The sequence below is a fragment of the Fictibacillus sp. FJAT-27399 genome (assembly GCF_001510655.1).
GTDB lineage: Bacteria > Bacillota > Bacilli > Bacillales > Fictibacillaceae > Fictibacillus_C > Fictibacillus_C marinisediminis.
The window spans coordinates 499,884-520,924 of the sequence record NZ_LMVC01000003.1; the positions used below are offsets into that span (position 1 = coordinate 499,884).

24 protein-coding genes and 1 other annotated feature are annotated in these 21,041 nt (G+C 45.3%); of the genes, 22 read left to right on the forward strand and 2 right to left on the reverse strand.

Features of this window, described 5'->3' with window-relative positions:
• Window positions 1–11: 11 nt before the first annotated feature.
• The 5 genes from ppaX (at window position 12) to AR335_RS24275 (ending at window position 2,656) form a co-directional block, all read left to right on the forward strand.
• Window positions 12–653, forward strand: a complete 642-nt coding sequence (gene ppaX / locus AR335_RS16510; protein ID WP_062237938.1) for a pyrophosphatase PpaX — start codon at window positions 12–14, stop codon at window positions 651–653.
• Between the two features lies 1 nt (window position 654).
• A complete protein-coding gene (locus AR335_RS16515) occupies window positions 655–1,170 on the forward strand; it encodes an acyltransferase (protein ID WP_062237940.1) in 516 nt (171 codons plus the stop codon).
• Window positions 1,171–1,257: 87 nt separating this feature from the next.
• Window positions 1,258–1,839: a hypothetical protein gene (locus AR335_RS16520; protein ID WP_062237942.1), complete on the forward strand. Its 582-nt coding sequence runs from the start codon at window positions 1,258–1,260 to the stop codon at window positions 1,837–1,839.
• A 43-nt stretch (window positions 1,840–1,882) separates the two neighbouring features.
• A complete protein-coding gene (locus AR335_RS24270; RefSeq protein ID WP_156419046.1) occupies window positions 1,883–2,110 on the forward strand; it encodes a hypothetical protein in 228 nt (75 codons plus the stop codon).
• A gap of 393 nt (window positions 2,111–2,503) precedes the next feature.
• The gene (locus AR335_RS24275; protein WP_156419047.1) at window positions 2,504–2,656 is read left to right on the forward strand and encodes a hypothetical protein; all 153 of its coding nucleotides are present in this window, start codon (window positions 2,504–2,506) and stop codon (window positions 2,654–2,656) included.
• Here AR335_RS24275 and AR335_RS16525 read toward each other — a convergent pair.
• Window positions 2,642–3,649, reverse strand: coding sequence for a peroxiredoxin family protein (locus AR335_RS16525; RefSeq protein WP_062237944.1), 1,008 nt, complete (start codon window positions 3,647–3,649; stop codon window positions 2,642–2,644). The genes AR335_RS24275 and AR335_RS16525 overlap by 15 nt on opposite strands.
• Window positions 3,650–3,747: 98 nt before the next feature.
• Between AR335_RS16525 and AR335_RS16530 the strand changes: the two genes are divergently transcribed.
• Window positions 3,748–3,990, forward strand: a complete 243-nt coding sequence (locus AR335_RS16530) for a zinc ribbon domain-containing protein (RefSeq protein WP_053357070.1) — start codon at window positions 3,748–3,750, stop codon at window positions 3,988–3,990.
• 200 nt (window positions 3,991–4,190) lie between these two features.
• Here AR335_RS16530 and cax read toward each other — a convergent pair whose 3' ends face one another.
• A complete protein-coding gene (gene cax, locus AR335_RS16535) occupies window positions 4,191–5,255 on the reverse strand; it encodes a calcium/proton exchanger (RefSeq protein WP_255357595.1) in 1,065 nt (354 codons plus the stop codon).
• A 252-nt stretch (window positions 5,256–5,507) separates the two neighbouring features.
• Between cax and AR335_RS16540 the strand changes: the two genes are divergently transcribed.
• From AR335_RS16540 to AR335_RS16615, 16 genes are all read left to right on the forward strand, one after another.
• Window positions 5,508–6,689 (forward strand): ATP phosphoribosyltransferase regulatory subunit, encoded by a 1,182-nt coding sequence (locus tag AR335_RS16540; protein ID WP_062237946.1) that lies wholly within the window; start codon window positions 5,508–5,510, stop codon window positions 6,687–6,689.
• Window positions 6,686–7,330 carry an ATP phosphoribosyltransferase gene (hisG, locus tag AR335_RS16545; protein WP_062237957.1) on the forward strand — a complete coding sequence of 215 codons (645 nt, stop codon included), beginning with the start codon at window positions 6,686–6,688 and terminating at the stop codon, window positions 7,328–7,330. Before AR335_RS16540 ends, hisG begins: the two co-directional genes overlap by 4 nt.
• Window positions 7,327–8,607: a histidinol dehydrogenase gene (gene hisD / locus AR335_RS16550; protein ID WP_062237959.1), complete on the forward strand. Its 1,281-nt coding sequence runs from the start codon at window positions 7,327–7,329 to the stop codon at window positions 8,605–8,607. Before hisG ends, hisD begins: the two co-directional genes overlap by 4 nt.
• Entirely contained in the window at window positions 8,600–9,190 is a 591-nt protein-coding gene (gene hisB, locus AR335_RS16555; protein WP_062237961.1) for an imidazoleglycerol-phosphate dehydratase HisB, read from the forward strand. The genes hisD and hisB overlap by 8 nt, the downstream gene beginning before the upstream one ends.
• Window positions 9,191–9,826, forward strand: a complete 636-nt coding sequence (hisH, locus tag AR335_RS16560; RefSeq protein WP_053357076.1) for an imidazole glycerol phosphate synthase subunit HisH — start codon at window positions 9,191–9,193, stop codon at window positions 9,824–9,826. It abuts the gene before it with no gap.
• Window positions 9,823–10,551 carry a 1-(5-phosphoribosyl)-5-[(5-phosphoribosylamino)methylideneamino]imidazole-4-carboxamide isomerase gene (gene hisA / locus AR335_RS16565; protein WP_062237963.1) on the forward strand — a complete coding sequence of 243 codons (729 nt, stop codon included), beginning with the start codon at window positions 9,823–9,825 and terminating at the stop codon, window positions 10,549–10,551. The genes hisH and hisA overlap by 4 nt, the downstream gene beginning before the upstream one ends.
• Window positions 10,552–11,310 carry an imidazole glycerol phosphate synthase subunit HisF gene (gene hisF, locus AR335_RS16570; RefSeq protein ID WP_053357078.1) on the forward strand — a complete coding sequence of 253 codons (759 nt, stop codon included), beginning with the start codon at window positions 10,552–10,554 and terminating at the stop codon, window positions 11,308–11,310.
• Window positions 11,307–12,116, forward strand: a complete 810-nt coding sequence (gene hisI / locus AR335_RS16575; protein ID WP_062237966.1) for a phosphoribosyl-AMP cyclohydrolase — start codon at window positions 11,307–11,309, stop codon at window positions 12,114–12,116. The genes hisF and hisI overlap by 4 nt, the downstream gene beginning before the upstream one ends.
• A gap of 263 nt (window positions 12,117–12,379) precedes the next feature.
• Window positions 12,380–12,607 (forward strand) — a binding site (T-box leader).
• Between the two features lie 43 nt (window positions 12,608–12,650).
• Complete coding sequence (gene tyrS / locus AR335_RS16580; protein WP_062237968.1) at window positions 12,651–13,895, forward strand: tyrosine--tRNA ligase; 1,245 nt, start codon at window positions 12,651–12,653, stop codon at window positions 13,893–13,895.
• A 279-nt stretch (window positions 13,896–14,174) separates the two neighbouring features.
• Window positions 14,175–15,776 (forward strand): tetratricopeptide repeat protein, encoded by a 1,602-nt coding sequence (locus AR335_RS16585; protein ID WP_062237970.1) that lies wholly within the window; start codon window positions 14,175–14,177, stop codon window positions 15,774–15,776.
• A 101-nt stretch (window positions 15,777–15,877) separates the two neighbouring features.
• On the forward strand, window positions 15,878–16,822 hold the full coding sequence (trxB, locus tag AR335_RS16590; protein WP_062237972.1) for a thioredoxin-disulfide reductase: 945 nt from the start codon (window positions 15,878–15,880) through the stop codon (window positions 16,820–16,822).
• Between the two features lie 239 nt (window positions 16,823–17,061).
• Entirely contained in the window at window positions 17,062–17,520 is a 459-nt protein-coding gene (locus tag AR335_RS16595; protein ID WP_053358469.1) for an NUDIX hydrolase, read from the forward strand.
• A gap of 87 nt (window positions 17,521–17,607) precedes the next feature.
• Window positions 17,608–18,483 (forward strand): RNase adapter RapZ, encoded by an 876-nt coding sequence (gene rapZ / locus AR335_RS16600; protein WP_062237974.1) that lies wholly within the window; start codon window positions 17,608–17,610, stop codon window positions 18,481–18,483.
• On the forward strand, window positions 18,484–19,431 hold the full coding sequence (locus tag AR335_RS16605) for a gluconeogenesis factor YvcK family protein (protein ID WP_062237976.1): 948 nt from the start codon (window positions 18,484–18,486) through the stop codon (window positions 19,429–19,431).
• 86 nt (window positions 19,432–19,517) lie between these two features.
• On the forward strand, window positions 19,518–20,462 hold the full coding sequence (gene whiA / locus AR335_RS16610) for a DNA-binding protein WhiA (RefSeq protein WP_053357085.1): 945 nt from the start codon (window positions 19,518–19,520) through the stop codon (window positions 20,460–20,462).
• Between the two features lie 40 nt (window positions 20,463–20,502).
• Window positions 20,503–20,760, forward strand: coding sequence for an HPr family phosphocarrier protein (locus AR335_RS16615; RefSeq protein ID WP_053357086.1), 258 nt, complete (start codon window positions 20,503–20,505; stop codon window positions 20,758–20,760).
• Window positions 20,761–21,041 lie beyond the last annotated feature (281 nt).

Genomic DNA, 21,041 nt, shown 5'->3' on the forward strand with positions numbered 1-21,041 from the left:
ACTCTCATGCTATGAAAATCAATACGGCTTTATTTGATTTAGACGGAACGCTTATCAACACGAACGAACTAATCATTGCCTCCTATCTTCATACGCTTGATAAGTTTTTCCCTGAACAATACAATCGCGAACATATTATTCCTCTGATGGGGATGCCCCTGACCGAAACGATGGAGCACTTTGACAAGAACCAAGTCAAAGAGCTCATTGAAACGTACAAAGACCATAACCTTTCTCACCATGATGAACTCGTTACAGAGTTTGAAGGGGTGATTGAAACGATCGAGACGCTGCATAAAAACGGCTACAAACTTGGCATCGTGACCACAAAGATGAGACGTTCCGTTAACCTGGGGCTTAAACTTGCCGGTCTTGACTGCTATTTTGATACGATCGTTACGCTCGATGATGTGGAGCGGGCCAAGCCTGATGCGGAACCTGTGGAAAAAGCACTGGCTCTACTGAATGCCAAGCCCGAGGAAGCCATTATGATTGGTGACAGCAAGTATGATATTCTGTCAGGAAAAAATGCGGGGACAAAAACAGCAGGAGTGGCCTGGACCATCCGTGGCCGTGAGTATCTTGAGGAGTTTTCACCAGATTATATGCTGGATGAAATGACGGACCTGCTGGCCATTTTAGGAGAGAAATAAAGTGAGGAAAACGGAACGGTACCCTGTTCAAGGCAAAAATTCGCTTTACCAGGTCTATGCCACGGTGCCTTTTTGGAAGGTGGCAAAGAATTTTGCTGCCATCCAGGTATCGCGCTATACTCCCTTTCTGCCCGTGAAAAACTGGATCTATAGGACTTTTCTCGGGATGAAGGTAGGAGAAGATACAGCGGTCGCCCTGATGGTGATGATGGATGTCATGTTTCCCGAGCGGATTTCGATTGGCCGAAATACGGTCATCGGTTATAACACGACGATTCTCGCACATGAATACTTGATCCGGGAGTACCGGCTTGGTGATGTGACCATCGGGGATGAAGTGATGATCGGTGCAAACAGCACGATCCTTCCAGGGGTCACGATTGGACATGGTGCAGTTGTTTCTGCAGGCACACTCGTTCATAAAGACGTACCCGCAGGGGCCTTTGTCGGCGGAAATCCCATGCAAATCATTTATACGAAAGAAGAAATGGAAGGCCGGGAGCGGGAAAAAAGTTGAATTTTGTCGTGCTTTCGGCTCTTGGGTTTTTATTGCGTAAGGAGTATACTAGAAACAAGACAACTCGGTAAGCAGGAGGGAAGAAACTTGAATCGAAAATCTTTTTCTATATTTTTTGTAAGAGATACATTCAAAGTAGGCCATCTCATGGACGATAGCACCATCGGTCAACATTCTGCATCCCAAGCCAGCAGCAACACAGAACTTCTTGCAACAAGAGACGCTTACCGTTTTCGCACTACAGTTTCCCGGTTAAAAGGAAGTGCATTTGTAAAGCACTATGAGCTGCATGATGATAAAGCCAGTATCTATTATTATGGTGATTATGCATCCTATCGCAGGCTTGTACCTCATTCTGCACTCGGGAAGGAAGACTACTTACACTACTTAGGCACTGAAGAAGCAGTGTACCAACTACTCCTTGAGTCCACGGTTTATTTGCTGAAAGAACTCCATTTCCTTAATCATGTAAACATCGAAATTCCGAACCATGGTAAAAAATATACAGTCAACGTTTCACGGAACGAATTGGACGAACACCTGGATTGCCATCTGTCTGAAATGAAGGACGGACACCATCACCGGTTTTATTTATTATGCCGGGATTTAGAAGTGGAAAAATTCGTATCTCAATTTGTAAAAGTTAAAAGGCTGCGCAGAAAACATTAAATTTTGCTGAGAAAAAGGGGCTGTCCAAGAAGTCTGTAAGCTGTTGATTTCCGTTCCAGGCTGCTCGCTTTTACCGGCGCGAGCTCCTACTTTCGCGGGGCGTGCGGTGAGCCTTACCGGCGTGAACGCCTACTTTTTGGTGCAAGCACCGGCGGGAGTCTCACCTGTCACGCTAGTCCCGCAGGACAAGGAAGGCTCCGGCAGCTTTTTATCGCACGAAGAAAATGTGAAGTTCATTTTCGAGGAGTCTCGCATCTTCCACTTCAATTAACTTTTCATTGAAGATTTTTCAAGCCAAAAAGGGGCTGCCTGAAGGTCAATTTTCGACTTTCTGGACAGCCCCTTTTTTATTTTGTTTGGCTTTGTTAAAGCATATTGTTGATTTCCAATCATAATGGACATCGCATACTGATGCTTAAAAGAGGCCCTCAAGTCTTTTTCTCCATGAAAAAGGGGTGATAGCTGGCGATGATAAGAGCCGGCTGATTTGTGAAACAAATGAAGCGCAAGAAAAGCAGATGGGAACGATACTGCTATTCTTTTCGAAAAACGCTGTAGGGAGAAGCTGACGAAAGAAGAAAGATACCTATCATTTTATATCGGAATCTGAAGCGGTCCATCATGAAAAACTGCATCAGCTCTATGAAGACAGGACCGAAAAATATTGTTCGCGGGGCTTGAGGGCAAGAAAAATCTCTCCATCCTGCCGTTTCACGGAATGGAGAGCTGGCTGGATTTAAGATGGGCTACCGACAGCAAAGGGAGAGCCAAAGATCATCCTGGAAAAAAAGCTGTGAATGATCTATTGAATGAGTGATTCCATCATGTCTGCGTTCAGGGGACCAATATGAAGCTGGGCGATCGTGCCGCTTTTGTCTATGACATACGTCGTTGGTAAGGTAAACGCATGATACTTTCCACCCACCTTCCCCTTTTCATCATATAAAACAGGGAAGGTGACGTGATGCTTTTTGGCAAATGTTTTGGCCGCTTCACGTGAATCTTCTGAGGTAAGATTCACGGCGAGAATGACCACATCTTTGCTTCGATGTTCTTTATAAAACCGCTGCATCTCCGGCATCTCAGCCTGGCACGGAGGGCACCAGCTGGCCCAAAAGTTCAGAAACACTGTTTTTCCTTTATATTGGGAAAGTGAGATCGTTTTCCCGTCCAAAGAGTTTAGTTTGAAATCAGGCGGGGTGTTGCCTCTTTTCAAACCTGATACTCCTGCTTCAGCAGCTGGAAGCTTTTTATTCTCGATAGGGGCGGTTCCTTCTAAAGAAAGCAAAACAAGAGCTGCTAGTACAAGCGAGCTGAGTCTGTGAAAAAGTTTGTTTTTCATGAAAAAAAGAACAAAAAATATCCCGCATGATACGGTGGAAAAGGCAGCGGACACGATGCTTTTTTCATAGAAAGCATGAACACCCTCGTAAAACATGTAGAAGGCAGTTCCGGAGAGTGTGCCAGTGAATAATAAAGAGGATGCTGATGCATGCGTTCTGCTCAGAGCAATTAAAACATACAAACCAGCAGCGATCGTCCCAAAAACCAGCCCCGGTGTGCCTCCTGAGAAATAGAGAAGGTAACTGGGGTGCTTAATCGTCAATAACGGGTGTAGAAAAAAATAGCTTATTTTCCATATGAAAAGGATAAGGGTTGCGGCATTCCAGACTAGATTGATTTCTGCATACCCTTTGTTTTCCTCTTTGGCTTTAAAATGCACCACTCCATAAGCAAACATTCCAGATAACAATAGGAGCAAAAGCTGAGTGTTCAAGTGTAAGAGCCCCAGCTGAATAACTTCTGGCATCGATCATAACCGCCTTCCTTAAAAACATATATTACTATTACCTTATCCACGGTAAGGGACAAGTATGATAGAGAAAATCATAAAAAGGGTGATGAATAATGAGTCGTGTAACGGATGAAATACGCTCAAGATTTAAATGTGTGAAATGCCAGCATGACCAATGTCAAACGAAGGAACTTGCCATGACAGGATCGGGCTTAAGCAAGCTTCTCGATATCCAGCATAACCATTATTTGTTTGTTTCGTGTGAGAACTGCGGATATGTGGAGGTTTACAATCCGTCCATTCTGGAAGGGAAGAAAGGGCAGCTCGGGACGATCATGGACATCTTCTTCGGATGAAAAAAGGCTTCAGCAGCGGAACATCATGTTCTCGCTGTTGAAGCTTTTTTTTACGATTGTCAACCTCTCATACTGATGCTTGAGAGAGCCCCTCAAATCATTTTTTATTTACAGCAGGGTTGGGATAGCTGGCTTTTTATAGGCCTCTTCAATCCAAACATACCCTAATTCATCATCTTGGATAAACAATATGTCTTTTGTTACAAAAGATAGAATCCGACACCCATGATCAGGTAGGCTGCGAGAAGGGTCAATCCTTCAAACCAGTTGGTATCCCCATCATTCGTAATGGAGATGGTCAGGAACACAGCCAAGACCATCGAAACGAGTTCAGGCAGTGAGAAGACAAGTGACATCTGCTTCTCAAAGAACATGGAAGCAAGAACTAGAACAGGAGCAACAAACATGGCGATCTGGAGTGTTGAACCGACGGCGATTTCAACAGTTACTCCAATTTTGTTTTTGTAGGCCATCAATACAGCAGAAGCATGTTCCGCTGCATTACCAACGATTGCGACGATGATAATCCCGATGAATACTTCGCTCCAGCCAAGTGCTCTGCCTACTTCTTCAAACGTATGCACGAGGTTTTCTGAAATGTACGCAACAGCCAAGGTTGCGAGGAATAGAACGTTGATTGATTTCTTCTTAGTCCACTCTGCTGCTTCTTCTTCATCATGCTCTCCGCTTTCCTCGTCATAGGCATAAACGCCGCGATGAGTCACAAGCTTAAAGTAGAGGGCAGCCAAGTAAAGGACGATCATGATCGCAGAAACCCATATGCTTAATGTAAAAGATTCGTGATTATCAAGTGTCAATGAGAATACTTCAGGGAAAACAAAAGCTACAACAATGGCAAAAATCATTAATCCCGCGTTGTGCTGGGCATCATGCACATTAAACTTTTGCCGTTTAAACTTCAAGCCGCCGATAAAGAACGAAAGTCCCCCGACAAGCAAAAGGTTCCCCAATACTGAACCTGTCAAAGATGCGAGCACGACTGAAACTAATCCAGCTTTTAAGGCGAAAATAGAAATGATCAGCTCTACTGCATTGCCAAAGGTGGCGTTAAGCAGCCCTCCGACCCTGGGGCCAACTGTAATGGCAAGGCTCTCGGTCGCTCTTCCCATGAATGAAGCCAGGGCAACAATCGTTACGCAGTAAATAATAAATGAAGCAACTGCCGGCCAATGCATCAGGCTGGCGGCGACAGATAAAGGAATTCCTAGTATAATTCCGATGAAAAAAATGCGATTAATCACTATGTATGCTCCTTTATAGTAGAGTTTTTTTGTGAAATACTAAATTAACTGCAGTGATTCCTATGTTTTTAGCTCCCATCAAGTATTCCCTTTTTCATCCGTCTGTAACGTATTTTATCGATAAAAGGGTCAAGCCTGCAAGTGTTGCCTTCCCGCTCTTTCGGTTGACGAATGACAAAAAGAGGTGTAGACTACAACGTATATTTTATCTCGGTAGTATATTAGCGAACTAAAGCAAAGTGAAGGTGTGAGTCAATGTCAAAGCCGTTTGTTTTCGAAAAACCAATGGGGATGAGAGATACTCTTCCCGTGTTATATCAAGTAAAACAGCAGGTTCGTAAGGTGATGGAACAAGAGATCAAAGGATGGGGCTATCAGTTCATTCAAACCCCTACTTTAGAATATTACGATACAGTAGGCGAAGCATCTGCGATCTTGGATCAGCAGCTCTTTAAACTAATGGATTCAGAAGGAAAAACGCTCGTCCTCAGGCCAGACATGACAGCGCCGATCGCCCGAGTGGTTTCTTCGAGCATGAAAGATGTTTCGTATCCCATTCGTCTGGCGTATGATTCTGCTGTATTCCGTTCACAGCAGCGGGAAGGAGGCCGCCCTGCAGAATTTGAACAAGTAGGCGTCGAACTGATTGGCGATGGAACATCAAGTGCAGATGCGGAGGTTATCGCGCTCATGGTGTCAGCCCTCTCAAAGGCAGGACTGCAAGAATTTAAAGTGGCCGTGGGGCATATTGGGTTCCTTAATGAACTTTTTCTTGAAGTGCTCGGAAACGCTGAGCGAGCAGAAGAACTTTTGCGATATTTATATGAAAAAAATTATGTAGGCTACGCCAGTCATGTGAAAAACCTGGCACTGTCGTCCATTGATAAAAAACGATTGCTGGATCTGCTTCACCTGCGAGGGGGGGAAGAGATCCTGGATGAGGCCAAAGGTATGTCAGCACCTGAAGGGAAAAAAGCAGTTGCTGATTTACAAGAGCTTTTTTCAATTTTAGATTTGTACGGAGTAAAAGATAAAGTCGTCCTTGATTTTACGCTCTTCAGCCATATGAGCTATTACACGGGTATCGTATTCGAAGGATATACCAATGAGCTAGGCTTTCCGCTATGCAGCGGAGGGAGGTATGATCAGCTGCTCGGTGAATTCGGCAGGAGTGCGCAGGCGATCGGTTTCGGTATCCGGCTTGATTACTTGATAGAGGCATTGAACGTGAAAGAGCCACTTAACCCTCGGACATGCATCGTTTTTAGTCCGGAACGCAGAAAAGAAGCCATCGAAAAATCAAGAGAACTTCGCGAAAAAGGGCTATCTGCTATTGTTCAGGATATTTCAGGGGTCGGCAACGTTGATGAATACAGCGGCCGTTTTCAGGAAGTCATTTATTATATCGGCAAACCGGAGAAAGGGGAGATACAATGAGCAGCTTATTAACGGTAGCAATGCCAAAGGGGCGGATTTTTCAGGAAGCAGTAGAGCTTTTGCGCCAGGCGGGTTATCCGCTGCCTCCCGAATTTGAAGATTCGAGAAAACTCATTATTGAAATAGAAGAAGCAGGGATGCGTTTTATCCTGGCCAAGCCCATGGACGTTCCCACTTATGTGGAGCACGGCGTTGCAGATGCAGGGATCGCTGGAAAAGACGTAATGCTTGAAGAAGAACGGGATGTATATGAAGTCCTGGACCTGAAAATCAGCGACTGTTATCTGGCTGTGGCCGGACTTCCCGGACAAAGAGAAAACTCAGTGGCACCCAAGATTGCGACGAAATATCCGAATGTGGCGGCACAGTATTTCCGGGAGCAGGGAGAACAGGTGGAGATCATCAAATTGAATGGATCCATTGAACTCGCTCCGCTGATCGGATTGGCGGACCGCATTGTCGATATCGTTTCTACCGGAAGAACATTGAAGGAGAATGGCCTTGTAGAAATGGAGAAAATTCGGGAGATTACATCCAGAATTATCATCAATCCAGCGAGCTACCGCATGAAAGCAGGGGTTATTGATGAGCTGGTCGAACGTCTTAGCAAAGTGGTAGAGAGCAAGGAGGAAGTACTGTGAAGATTGAGAGAGCGATAGACTTAAAAAGTTTAAAGCGAAACATCGATCAGGATTCTGAAGCACAGCTTTCTTCTGTTAAAAGTATCTTAAACCAGGTAAAAGAACAGGGAGATGCCGCGCTTTTTGAGCTGACAGAGAAGTTTGACGGGGTGCAGCTGAAGGAATTGCAGGTGTCACCAGAAGAAATTCAGCAGGCATACGATGAAATCGACGATGAAATGGTTGAAATCATAAAAGAAGCCGCCAGAAACATAGAGGAATACCATGTTCAGCAAAAAAAGCAATCATGGTTTTTTACTAGACAGGATGGTACAGTGCTTGGCCAGAAAATTACACCGCTTGATTCCGTAGGCGTGTATGTTCCCGGTGGTACAGCAGCTTATCCTTCGTCCGTGCTTATGGGTGTAACACCAGCAAAGGTGGCCGGCGTAGAGCGGATCGTGCTGATTTCTCCGCCTGACAAAAACGGCAAGCTCCCGGCTGGTGTACTGGTAGCCGCCAATGAAAGCGGAGTGGCTGCGATCTTTAAAAGCGGCGGAGCACAGGCCATCGGGGCTCTTGCTTATGGAACAGAAACGATCCAGAACGTAGATAAAATTGTTGGACCCGGAAACCTTTATGTGGCACTCGCGAAACGTGAAGTATTTGGAACGGTCGATATTGATATGATTGCAGGTCCGAGTGAAATCGCCGTATTGGCGGACCAGACAGCCAATCCTTCCTACATTGCGGCTGACTTGCTGTCACAGGCGGAGCATGATCCAAGATCAGCGGCTGTTTTGGTAACAACATCAGAAGTCCTGGCAGAACAAGTGGCAGAAGAAGTGGACAAGCAGCTGCAGACGCTTCCACGCAGAGAGATCGCAGAAGAAGCGGTGCGGAATTATGGAGCCATCTATCTTGTGGATACCTTAAAAGAAGGTATTGATTTGATCAATGAGATTGCTCCTGAGCATTTGGAAGTGATGACGGAAAGCCCAATGGAACTGCTGGGGCAAATTAAACATGCGGGAGCAATTTTTCTTGGCCCGAACAGCTCAGAGCCTGTTGGCGATTACTTTGCCGGCAGCAACCATGTTTTGCCGACCAGTGGAACCGCACGTTTTTCATCGCCGCTCAATGTGGACGATTTTACGAAAAAATCAAGTGTCATCATGTACAGTGAAACAGCCATTAAGGATAACGCTAAAAAGATAGCCGCATTTGCCCGGCTCGAAGGACTGGAAGCACACGCACGGGCAGTAGAGAAGCGATTGGGGGAAACCGAACATGAGTAACCGAACCTATTCAATAGAAAGAAATACAAAAGAAACGCAGATCGCCCTGGAGTTTTCCATTGATGGCGAAGGACAATCGGATATCGACACACCTGTTCCTTTCTTAAACCACATGCTGGACGGGTTTACCCGGCATGGCTTATTTAATCTATCGGTGAAAGCCACAGGCGATACGGAGATTGATGATCACCACACGACAGAGGATGTTGGAATCTGTCTTGGAACAGCAATCAAGGAAGCACTTGGCGATAAAAAGGGGATTAAGCGCTATGGGAACGCTTTTGTGCCGATGGATGAAACCCTTGCCCAAGTGGCCATCGACTTAAGCAACCGTCCTCATCTTGAGTTTCGCGCAGAATTTCCTTCTCAAAAGGTAGGGACATTTGATACGGAGCTTGTGCACGAGTTTTTCTGGAAGCTTGCACTGGAAGCACGAATGAATCTTCATGTGATTGTGCATTACGGAACAAACACCCATCATATGATTGAAGCCGTCTTTAAGGCCTTCGCGAAAGCGTTAGATGAAGCGACCCTTATCGATCCCCGTGTGAAGGGTGTTCCTTCAACAAAGGGGATGTTATAAATGATCGGCATTATCGATTACGGGATGGGGAACCTGCACTCCGTAAGTTCCGCCCTCAAACGCCTTGATCAGCCTTACTTTCTTTCTGATCAAAAAGAAGAGCTGGCAAAGGCAGATAAGCTTCTCCTGCCGGGTGTAGGATCGTTTAAGGATGCCATGGCCATTTTAAACGGAACAGGGCTGGCAGATTTTATTAAAGAAGAAGCCGCTGCAGGAAAGCCGCTGCTCGGTATCTGCCTCGGCATGCAGCTTCTTTTTGAAGAAAGTGAGGAAAATGGCATCACCAAAGGGTTAGGTCTGCTTCCCGGAACAGTCGAACGTTTCTCAGGAAAAACGAGCAGCGGTGAGACGTACAAAGTGCCGCATATGGGTTGGAATAAGCTTGAGTACAACCGAACTTCTCCGCTGATTGAAAACCTGGATGAAGGCTATGTTTATTTTGTTCATTCCTATGCGGTCCAAACGGGTGACAGCGATTGTTTGATTGCCCAGGCCCAATACGGTGGCCAAAGCGTGCCCGCTGTAGTCGGACAGAACAATATTTTCGGTACACAATTTCATCCGGAAAAAAGTTCAGAAGTAGGCATGACGATTTTAAGCAATTTTTGCAATCTGGCAGAGGAGGCGAAGGCATGAGTGAATTTTTATTGTATCCAGCCATTGATATGCGCGGCGGGAAATGCGTAAGGCTGCTGCAGGGAGATTATAATCAGGAAACCGTTTATGGAGATTCCCCTTTTGACATGGCCAAGCAATTCGCGGAAGCAGGTGCAAAATGGATTCATATGGTTGATCTTGATGGTGCAAAGGCGGGGGAGAGGGTCAATCACCAGCATGCTGTCCGAGTCGCCAAAGAACTTCAGGTTTCTGTACAAATAGGAGGCGGAATACGCACGGAAGAGGATGTGGCCTTCTATCTGGAAGAGGGAGTGAACCGTGTGATCTTGGGAAGCGCGGCGATTTCCAATCCGGAGTTTGTACTAAAAATGCTTCGTACTTACGGAGAACGGATTGCAATTGGCATTGATGCTCGAGACGGCTATGTGGCGACTGAAGGATGGCTGAACATGTCTGAGATTAAAGCGGCTGATCTTGCTGAGCGGCTGTCGAATGAAGGAGCAGAGACGTTTATTTTTACAGATATTTCGAAGGACGGTACCCTGCAAGGGCCAAACACCGAAGCGATTGGCCAGCTAGCCGGTCTAACGGGTAAAAACGTAATCGCATCAGGAGGAATCAGCTCTCTGGCTGATCTTGAGGCGCTGAAAAAAGACCACCGCGGCATCGGCGGTGCGATTATCGGGAAAGCCCTGTACACAGGCAGATTTACACTAGAGGAAGCGCTGGAGAAGGTGAAATAAATGCTGACAAAACGAATCATTCCCTGTCTTGATGTCAAAGAAGGCAGAGTTGTAAAAGGCGTACAGTTCGTCAACCTCATTGACGCTGGTGATCCGGTCGAGCTTGCAGCTTTTTATGACCGGGAAGGCGCGGATGAGCTTGTCTTTCTTGATATTTCCGCTTCTCATGAAGGCCGGCAGACGATGATCGATGTTGTGGACCGGGTGGCGAGCCAGCTCGCCATCCCGTTTACCGTAGGTGGAGGCATCAATTCACTGGAAGACATGAAACGTGTGCTGCGAGCAGGCGCCGATAAGGTTTCTGTTAATACAGCTGCACTTTTGCGCCCTGAGCTCATTACAGAAGGCGCTGATTACTTCGGTTCCCAATGTATTGTCACAGCGATCGATGCCAAGTATGATGAATCTCTTGGTTCTTGGCGTGTCTATACTCATGGGGGCAGGAAACCGACCGAGTGGGAAGTAACGGCATGGGCGAAAGAGGCGGTCAAGCGGGGTGCAGGCGAAATTTTGCTGACGAGCATGGATCAGGACGGAGAAAAGAGCGGTTTTAATCTGGCACTGACAAAAGCAGTAAGTGAAGCAGTTACGGTTCCGGTCATCGCATCCGGCGGAGCGGGGAATGCACAGCACTTCCATGAAGCTTTTACAGAAGGAAAAGCAGATGCAGGTCTTGCTGCCAGCATCTTTCATTATAAGGAAACGTCGGTTAGAGAAGTAAAGAAAGAGCTAAAAGAAAAAGGAGTGGTGATCCGATGAATGTGTCTTCCGTAAAGTTTGATGAAAAAGGGCTGGTGCCGGCCATCGTTCAGGACGCCCGTACGAAAACGGTGCTTACCCTTGCGTATATGAATGAAGAGTCGCTGAAAAAAACACTCGAGATTGGTGAAACGGTATTCTACAGCCGTTCCCGCCAGGAGCTCTGGCACAAGGGTGAAACGTCCGGCAACACGCAAAAAGTCGTGGACATCCGCATGGACTGCGACCATGATGCGCTCGTCGTGTTTGTCGATCCGAAGGGGCCTGCGTGCCATACCGGGGCTGAGAGTTGTTTTTCTGGGGAAGCATCACTGCGAGGTTCGGTTGATGAAGAGCCTCTACGAGGTTCGGTTACAGGTGAGTCCCTGCGAGGTTCGGTTACAGGCACCATAAGTTCGGTGCCAGTCACCGACGTGCCAGCCACCGATGGATCAGTCACCGATGGATCAGCCACTGAAGGGAAAACATCCTACGGGGATGTTGTTCCGGGCAAAGCAGGAGGAAGTAAATCTCCTGAAATACTTAATGTGCTGCAGGGGCTGATTGCCGAGCGAGAGCGGCAGATGCCTGAGGGAGCATACACTACCTATCTTTTTGATAAAGGTGTGGACAAGATATTGAAAAAGGTCGGAGAAGAAGCTTCAGAGGTGATCATTGCTGCGAAAAATCGCGACAAAGAAGAACTGAAATGGGAAGCCGCCGACTTGATTTATCACCTTCTTGTCCTTTTGCAGGAACAAAAGCTTCCGTTTGCTGAAGTTTTGGGCGTATTGGAAGAGCGACATACTTCCAAGGATCGAAAATAAAGAGTAATTGTGGGGCCGGCGGGATGTCGGCGGCCTTTTTGTGCGATGAAATGATGGAATTGAGCGTAAATCAGGGATAATTGAGCCAACTGGAGAATAATTAGAGTCTAACTCAAATTAATTGAGCCAAACAAGCACTTAATTGATCCAATCTAACTATTCAGACTTCTTCACCACCACAACAACCGCCTCCAAACCAAAACACCTGGAATTAACTTGAATTCTCCCGCTGAATACACTAAAATAGTTAAAAACCAAAAGAGATAAAAGTAATGAGAGGAATCAGTAGTAGTTATCTCCCTGTTTCAGAGAGCCGGTGGGTGGTGAGAACCGGTCACAGATAAGTATGAATTACCTCCTCGAACTTTCTTTGTGAACGGGTCTATGATTTCAGATCAGTAGCAGAGAACGGCCTGAACCGTTAATTCGCTTGAGTGGAAGCTTTAAGCTTCAACAAGGGTGGTACCGCGTGCTAACACCACGTCCCTTTTTTAGGGATGTGGTTTTTTATATTTTTAAGGAGGAATGATTAGGATGAAAGACTTGATTCAACTATTGTCAGCTGACCAAAAAAGCGAGCTGGAGCGGCAATATGCACTGTATGCCAATGGTGTACAGGAGATCATTCCTGCTGAGGATTTTAAACAGAAGATCGCGAAGTCTTTGCTTAAGAATAAGCCTTTAAAAGTAAAGCTTGGCTTGGATCCCTCTGCTCCGGACGTTCATATCGGACACACGGTCGTTCTGCAGAAGCTGAAACAGTTTCAGCAAAACGGGCACATTATCCAGCTCATTATTGGTGATTTTACAGGCAAGATCGGGGATCCTACCGGCAAATCCGCTGTACGGAAGCAGCTTACTGATGAAGAAGTGAAACACAATGCGAAGACCTATTTTGAGCAGTTCGGCAAAGTGCTGGATATGGAAAAGGTGGAGCTTCATTATAATGCCGACTGGCTTTCCAAATTGAACTTTGAGGATGTCATCCAGTTGGCAGGCAAAATAACCGTTGCGCGGCTTCTTGAACGAAATGATTTTACAGAGCGGATCTCTATGGGCAAGCCGATCTCTCTTCATGAATTCTTTTACCCGCTCATGCAAGGCTACGATTCTGTTGTTCTGGAAAGTGATCTTGAACTCGGGGGAACCGATCAGCATTTTAACGTGCTGATGGGGAGGCACCTGCAGGAACACTATAAAAAAGAGAAGCAGGCCGTGATGCTGCTGCCTTTACTTGAAGGTCTTGACGGTGTTGAAAAGATGTCAAAATCAAAAGGCAACTACATTGGAATCAATGAAGAGCCGAATGAGATGTTCGGCAAAACGATGTCCATTCCTGATGAACTGATGCCGAAGTATATTGATTTGGCCACAGATTACACGGTGGATGAAAAGAACAAGCTGAAAGAGGATCTAAAAGAAGGCACCCTTCACCCTCGTGACGCGAAAATCCAGCTAGGCAAGACTTTTGTCCGGATGTTCCACGGAAAGGAAGCAGCAGAAAAAGCAGAACAGCATTTTCTGCGTGTTTTCCAAAAAGGAGCATTGCCTGAAGAAATCCCGGAAGTGAAGTGGAATGGCGATCGAAATGTTGCTGTCGTTGAACTTCTTGTTGCCCTGCAGTTGTTAAGTTCCAAAAGTGAAGCCCGGAAAATGATTCAGAACGGCGGGGTGAAGCTTAATGGAAAAAAGGTGTCAGACATAAAACTTGAGATTGAGATAAAAGATGATACAATCGTTCAAGTAGGAAAAAGAAAGTTTGTTAAATTAACTGTATAAATTGAGGCCACCGTTTTCCGCTTCAGGAGACGGTGGTTTTCTGTCGTAAAAAGCTTCTGGACAAAAACAGCAATATTTTTTCCATTTGCTTGCTGTTTTTTAAAGATCCATAGATTAAAATGAAATCTTAATAAAACCTTTGTCGAAAGTTTCATTGACAAAGTTTAAAAAGGGTATGTAAGACGCTTTTGGTGTATGGTATACTTTTTTGGGTTGAAAACGAACGGCTAGAAATAAAGGCTATGTAATATGCTTTTTACATAGAAATTGGAGGAAAGAATGAAAAAGGAAAATCACGCGGAAAGTGACATGCGCATACTTCCTTTCATGCAGGATGGAGAATATTATTTCCACCGGGGTATTAAAGCTTACCAAAAGAAGGATTTAGATAAAGCAAGAAAATTATTTGAACGAGCTGTGTACCTGCAGCCCGAAGAACCGGCATTTTATTGCCAGCTCGCATCCACATTGGCCGAGCTGGGTGAATATGATAAATCTAACCTGTATTTAGTGCAGGTGCTTGAAACAATGGGACAGGACATTAGTGAGTGTTACTTTTTTATGGCAAACAACTATGCGCATTTGGGAATGTTTTCAGAAGCCGAAACCTATGCCTCGCTTTATATGAAAAAAGATCCTGACGGTGAATTTTTTGATGATGCACTTGAACTGATCGATTTGATCAATTTTGAGACTGGAAGTGAAGCTTTAACAGAGGAAGAGGAATTGATCATCGGCCATGAAGAGGCCCGGCACAGTATTGAAAAAGGCGACTTGAAGGAAGCAAAAAAACAGCTGGCTGAACTCATCAGCAAGCATCCTGCGTTTTGGGCTGCGTATAACAATCTTGCTCTTACTCATTTTTATTTAAATGAATTTGAGGAAGCATTGAACGTGCTCACGTCCATCCTGGATAAAAATCCGGGCAATTTGAATGCCCTCTGTAATCTTGCTATTTTTTACGAGCAATTGGGGAAAAAAGAAGAGGCTGCTGAAATGGTTGAGGGGATGAAAAAGGTCTATCCAATTCATCCGGACCATCGCTATAAACTCGGCAGCACGTTCGGCATCTTTAATGAGCATGCCTGGGCTAACCGCTGGCTGGCATCCATCAACAAACATTACTACTACAATGATCCTTCCTATCTTCATTTACTGGCTGTTTCATTCTATGCGCTTGGCCGGACCGAGCGGGCAATGAACTGCTGGTCAAAGGCACAGGAACTTGATCCGAAAAGCCAGGTCGCTTCTTATTACCTTGAGAAAGCACAAAATGACGAGCTGACTGTCACGGGTGCTGATTATCAATACCGGGCGCCTTCGTATGTGAAACAGGAGAATGCCCAAAAAAAGGATTTCATGCAGCGCTTTAATAACGTGGCACGCGGTCTGCAAAAAAGTAAATTGGTGCATTTAACCTTACTGCGTGGGAATAATAGCGAAGAAAACATTGAAACCCTACAGGAATTTTGCACAAGGGATGATGAACATACCGTCCTTAAAGAAGTAGCGGCCAGTCTTTTAGTAGAGATGAGTCCGGGTACAAAGGTTTCTATTCAAGGAGAAGATGGAGAGCAGATCATAGAGAATGTTTCTCCGACCATTGCAAGTGGGCTGAGCATCCTTTCTATCATGAAGGAAAATGGAGCTTCCATTGATGACGATGTGACGTTCTTATGGCTGGAAACGATGATTCTGGCTCGTTCTGACAGCTCGCTGCTCAGAAATGATAAGGCGATTGCTGCGGCTATTGATTATGTATCCAGAAAACGAAAAGACGGAGCAACCCAGCGCCAGATCGCCGAGCTGTATGGGATAACGGTTTCCATGCTCTCCTCGCGCATTCAATTTATCAAAAGAGGTCTTGAACGGGTAGATTGAGCAAATCTATGGACGAAAAAGCCTTTGGCCGATACCATGTAACTACAATATAAAGATTTGCAGACAGATGTTCTGGGGAAGGATCAAAGGAGTGGATCATGATGAGTGAAGAAAAAATTTACGACGTTATAATCATCGGCGCAGGTCCTGCGGGCATGACTGCGGCTGTCTATACGTCCAGGGCAAACCTCAGCACATTGATGCTTGAGCGCGGAATCCCGGGCGGACAGATGGCCAATACGGAAGATGTAGAGAACTATCCAGGGTTTGAAACGATCTTGGGGCCTGAACTGTCCAATAAAATGTTTGAACATGCAAAAAAATTCGGCGCGGAGTATGCTTACGGTGATGTGAAAGAGATCATCGACGGCGAGGAATACAAAACGGTCGTATCCGGAAGGAAAGAATTTAAAGCAAGATCGATCATTATAGGAACGGGCGCAGAATATAAAAAGCTAGGAGTACCAGGTGAAAAGGAACTTGGCGGACGCGGCGTTTCCTATTGTGCGGTATGTGACGGAGCGTTCTTTAAAAATAAAGAGCTCGTTGTTGTCGGCGGGGGAGACTCTGCGGTTGAAGAAGGTGTCTACCTTACACGTTTTGCGAGCAAAGTAACCATCGTGCATCGCCGTGATAAATTGCGTGCCCAGCAGATTCTTCAGCAACGTGCTTTTGATAATGAGAAAGTCGATTTCTTATATAACCATACCGTTAAAGAAATCCACGGGGAGAACAATAAGGTCAGCAAATTAACGCTTGTCAGCACCGAGACTGGTGAAGAGCGTGAGTTTTCTGCAGACGGCGTATTCATCTACGTTGGTATGCTTCCCTTGAATGGCGCTTTCGTCAATTTGGGGATTACAAACGAAGCGGGTTATGTTGAAACGAATGAGCTTATGGAAACAAGGATTCCCGGCATTTTTGCTGCAGGCGATGTAAGGGAAAAAACACTTCGCCAAATCGTTACAGCTACGGGGGACGGAAGTATTGCCGCCCAATCGGCACAGCATTTTGTCGAGGAATTAAAAGAAAGAATGAAAGCGTAAATTCGTAATTCTGTTTTAATCAGACTGTAACAGTGGTGAAATAAAAATGGGGTACTATAAATAATAAGAAATTGACCCCCTTTTTATAAATTGCAAGACTTTTGGCGCGGAAGCATTCCGCGCCTTTTTTTTTGTGGAATAATAGTTCTATCCTTAATAATGGAGATACGTGTTCATTGTGAGGAGTGGCATTTTTTAGTATACTAAAGTTAATGTAACAGGTGATTGAGGTGAACATTGTGCAAAGAGTAACAAACTGTGTTTTAGTCAAAGAAAACGAAGTTCTTCTCTTGCAGAAACCAAGAAGAGGCTGGTGGGTTGCCCCTGGCGGCAAGATGGAGTCAGAGGAATCCATCAGGGATTCTGTCATTCGGGAATACCGTGAAGAAACAGGAGTTTATATTAAAAACCCTCAGTTGAAGGGTGTATTTAATTTTATTATCAAAGAAAAAGACAAGATTATTTCTGAATGGATGATGTTCACCTTTTTGGCAACCGAAGCTGAAGGAGAGGCACTGGAAGAGTCTGATGAAGGGATTCTAGCCTGGAAAAAGGCCTCTGAAATACGTTCATTGCCGATGGCGCCTGGAGATCATCATATTTTGGATTATGTTCTCACCGGGACGGGAATGATTTTTGGAACGTTCACGTATACACCGGACTTTGAACTGCTGTCCTATCGCCTCGATCCGGCTTGATCGGCAGTTTACACGGCGACAGGATTAAACACATACAATACATCAACGATATTTTAACGATTTTTAGAATAAGAGGGGGGAACGGTTATGGAGCAGCAGGACGTTCAAATGGTAATTATAACTGGGATGTCCGGGGCAGGAAAAACAGTAGCGATGCAGAGTTTTGAAGACCTGGGCTTCTTTTGTGTTGATAATCTTCCTCCCGCATTATTGCCAAAGTTTGTTGAGCTTATGGAGGAGTCACATGGAAAGCTGAATAAAGTGGCACTTGTCATGGACTTAAGGGGACGCGAGTTTTTTGACCAGCTGTTTTCAACGCTTGATCAGCTGCCTGTCCACTCTCACATTCAGCCACAGATTATTTACCTTGAAAGCAAGGATGCAGCGCTCGTCCGCAGATACAAAGAAACAAGACGGTCGCATCCCCTGGCGAAAAGCGGAAATCCTCTTCAGGGAATCATGCAGGAACGTGGAATGCTGGAAGAGCTAAAAGGCCTTGCACAGCAAGTGATCGATACAACGGACCTTAAACCGATTCAGCTCCGCGAAAAGATTATTGAGCGATTTTCTTCGGAAAAGTCCCATCCATTTACCGTAAATGTCATGTCATTTGGTTTTAAATACGGGATGCCGATCGATGCCGATCTCGTATTTGATGTGCGATTTTTGCCGAACCCACATTACATTGACCACATGCGGCCAAGGACTGGACTAGAACCGGATATTTCAGAATATGTATTGCGGTGGCCTGAAACAAAGACTTTTCTTGAAAAGCTTATCGATCTATTAAATTTTATGATTCCACAATATAAGCGGGAAGGGAAAAGCCAGCTGATTATCGGAATTGGCTGCACAGGCGGAAAACACCGCTCGGTTGCTCTGGCAGAGTACATTAAGAATGCTTTGTCCAAAGAGTTTGTTACATTGAGCAGCCATCGTGACATGGGAAAGGATAAGTCTTAAATGAAACCTATATCTAAAATAGTCGTTCTGGGAGGAGGCACCGGGCTTTCCGTTCTTCTCAGAGGCTTAAAGAGCTTTCCCGTAGACATTACGGCGATCGTTACCGTTGCTGATGATGGAGGCAGCTCTGGCCGACTCCGAAAAGATTACGATATGCCTCCACCGGGAGACGTGCGCAACGTCCTTGCTGCACTCTCTGAGGTTGAACCTCTAGTGGAACGGCTTTTTCAGCATCGTTTTACGACAGGTGACGGCATTACCGGCCATTCCCTGGGGAATTTGCTGCTGGCTGCCATGCATGACATCACCGGGGATTTTGTCATGGGGATCAGGGAACTGAGCAAGGTGCTGAATGTCCGAGGGCAAGTGCTGCCGGCGGCTAATAAAAGCGTCATCTTAAACGCAGAATATGAAGATGGTTCATTTATTACCGGGGAGTCCAAAATTCCTCTCCGCAATAAACGAATTAAGCGTGTGTTTCTTACGCCTGACCATATCGAACCATTAGAGGCCAGCGTAAACGCGATCAATGAGGCTGACTTGATTGTTGTGGGACCCGGAAGCCTTTATACGAGCATCCTGCCCAATTTATTGGTTGGCGGTATTCGGGATGCCGTTCTCAAGTCAACGGTGCCTAGAGTTTATGTTTGTAACGCCATGACTCAAAAAGGGGAAACGAACCACTTTTCAGCAAGTGACCATGTCCAGGCACTGATTGATCACGTCGGCGATAAAATTGTTGATGTCGTGATCGTTAACAATGAAATTATTCCTGAAGAATTTTTGGAACTCTATCGCGAAGAGGGAGCCGAACAGGTTACCTGCGATATGGATCTTTTAAAATCTTTTGGTTTTAAGATCATTAGTGATAATATAATTCAATATGGCACTTTAGTGCGCCATGATGCGAAACGTGTATCTGAACTGCTTCTTTCATTACTGGGATAAAGGAGTAGTTTTTTCAGAAATTGAAGGCTGAATAACAGCTATCTAACCCTCACGTTACCGTAGTGGATAGAAGAGGGGTGAAAAAGATGTCTTTTGCGGCAGAAACAAAAAAAGAACTGACCCAACTGGAGATGAAAGATTGCTGTGCAAAGGCGGAATTGGCAGCGCTGATCCGAATGAATGGTTCTATCTCTTTTTCGAACCGCCAGATCGTTCTGGATATTCCAACTGAGAATGCCGCCATTGCCCGGCTTATCTATACATTGATCAAGAGAGTGTATTCCTTTCATGTGGAACTCCTGGTCCGGAAAAAAATGAGGCTGAAGAAAAACAACGTGTACATCGTCAGGCTCACTCAGGAAGCAAGAGCTCTTCTAGAGGATTTAAATATCATAGATGAAACCTTCACGTTCAACAGGGGGATCGCAGAAAACATTCAAAAGAATTCCTGCTGCCGCCGATCATACATGAGAGGTGCTTTTCTTGCCGGAGGATCTATCAATCATCCGGAAACGAGTTACCATCTTGAGATTTTTTCAATGTATGAGGAACATACAGCAGCCCTGTGCGAGCTGATGAACACCTTTGATCTAAAGGCAAAAATGCTTGAACGCAAAAAAGGATACATTATTTATTTGAAAGACGGGGAAAAGATATCTGAGTTCCTTACTTTAATTGGAGCGCACAACGCTATGCTCTATTTTGAGGACGTCAGGATCTTGAAGGATATGAGAAACTCCGTCAACCGCCTCGTAAACTGCGAAACCGCCAATTTGAACAAAACAGTGGGTGCAGCAATGAGGCAGGTCGAGAATATCAAATTTATTGAAAACCAGGTTGGTCTCGAAGTTCTTCCTGACAAACTCCGCGAGATCGCTGAACTCCGCGTCGCCCATCAGGAAATTACCCTGAAAGAGCTAGGTGAGATGGTTTCTTCAGGCGCAGTAAGCAAATCGGGCGTCAACCACAGGCTTCGGAAAATTGATGAAATCGCTGACAAAATTCGGTTAGGACAACCCATTTCGAAATAAAAACAAAACTACACACTAATCTTTAAAAGGAGGAACAGCAATGATCGAGAAGAAGGTAACTGTTCAATTGAAAACCGGATTGCAAGCCCGTCCGGCTGCCTTATTTGTGCAGGAAGCGAACCGTTACAACTCTGAAGTATTTGTAGAAAAAGACGGAAAAAGAGTCAATGCAAAAAGTATTATGGGAATCATGAGCCTGGCCATCGGATCTGGCGTCGATATTACCATTTCTGTTAGCGGACATGATGAAGAAGAAGCGATCAAGGGGCTTGAAGCCTTCATTACGGAGCAGAACTAGGTTTTATTGAAGAAAATAGAAGAAATAAAAGGGCAAAAGCGGGTTCGATATGATCCTATCATCATCGAAGAGCTTTTGCCCTGTTTTTTGTGTTGTTATGGGGCGTTTTGCCGCATGTAGGGTTCGCAGATTGCTGGTTACTGGCCAAAACGAAGAAATACTGGCTGGAAATGATATTTACTGGTTGTGTCAAATAGTCTGTGTATGCCAATTATAAGTAGAGGCTCTCGTTTGTCCGTTTTATTTAATTTTGGGGGAGAGTGGTTGGAGGGCTAGCCCTC

Bases quoted from the DNA above. Each gene is read 5' to 3' on its own strand.
- AR335_RS16585 (WP_062237970.1), top strand. From the start codon at position 14,175: ATGAAAAAGGAAAATCACGCGGAAAGTGACATGCGCATACTTCCTTTC.
- AR335_RS16615 (WP_053357086.1), top strand. From the start codon at position 20,503: ATGATCGAGAAGAAGGTAACTGTTCAATTGAAAACCGGATTGCAAGCC.
- rapZ (WP_062237974.1), top strand. From the start codon at position 17,608: ATGGAGCAGCAGGACGTTCAAATGGTAATTATAACTGGGATGTCCGGG.
- hisI (WP_062237966.1), top strand. From the start codon at position 11,307: ATGAATGTGTCTTCCGTAAAGTTTGATGAAAAAGGGCTGGTGCCGGCC.
- hisA (WP_062237963.1), top strand. From the start codon at position 9,823: ATGAGTGAATTTTTATTGTATCCAGCCATTGATATGCGCGGCGGGAAA.
- whiA (WP_053357085.1), top strand. From the start codon at position 19,518: ATGTCTTTTGCGGCAGAAACAAAAAAAGAACTGACCCAACTGGAGATG.
- AR335_RS16540 (WP_062237946.1), top strand. From the start codon at position 5,508: ATGTCAAAGCCGTTTGTTTTCGAAAAACCAATGGGGATGAGAGATACT.
- hisF (WP_053357078.1), top strand. From the start codon at position 10,552: ATGCTGACAAAACGAATCATTCCCTGTCTTGATGTCAAAGAAGGCAGA.
- tyrS (WP_062237968.1), top strand. From the start codon at position 12,651: ATGAAAGACTTGATTCAACTATTGTCAGCTGACCAAAAAAGCGAGCTG.
- AR335_RS16525 (WP_062237944.1), bottom strand. From the start codon at position 3,649: ATGCCAGAAGTTATTCAGCTGGGGCTCTTACACTTGAACACTCAGCTT.
- ppaX (WP_062237938.1), top strand. From the start codon at position 12: ATGAAAATCAATACGGCTTTATTTGATTTAGACGGAACGCTTATCAAC.
- trxB (WP_062237972.1), top strand. From the start codon at position 15,878: ATGAGTGAAGAAAAAATTTACGACGTTATAATCATCGGCGCAGGTCCT.
- hisH (WP_053357076.1), top strand. From the start codon at position 9,191: ATGATCGGCATTATCGATTACGGGATGGGGAACCTGCACTCCGTAAGT.
- hisG (WP_062237957.1), top strand. From the start codon at position 6,686: ATGAGCAGCTTATTAACGGTAGCAATGCCAAAGGGGCGGATTTTTCAG.
- AR335_RS16605 (WP_062237976.1), top strand. From the start codon at position 18,484: ATGAAACCTATATCTAAAATAGTCGTTCTGGGAGGAGGCACCGGGCTT.
- AR335_RS16530 (WP_053357070.1), top strand. From the start codon at position 3,748: ATGAGTCGTGTAACGGATGAAATACGCTCAAGATTTAAATGTGTGAAA.
- hisB (WP_062237961.1), top strand. From the start codon at position 8,600: ATGAGTAACCGAACCTATTCAATAGAAAGAAATACAAAAGAAACGCAG.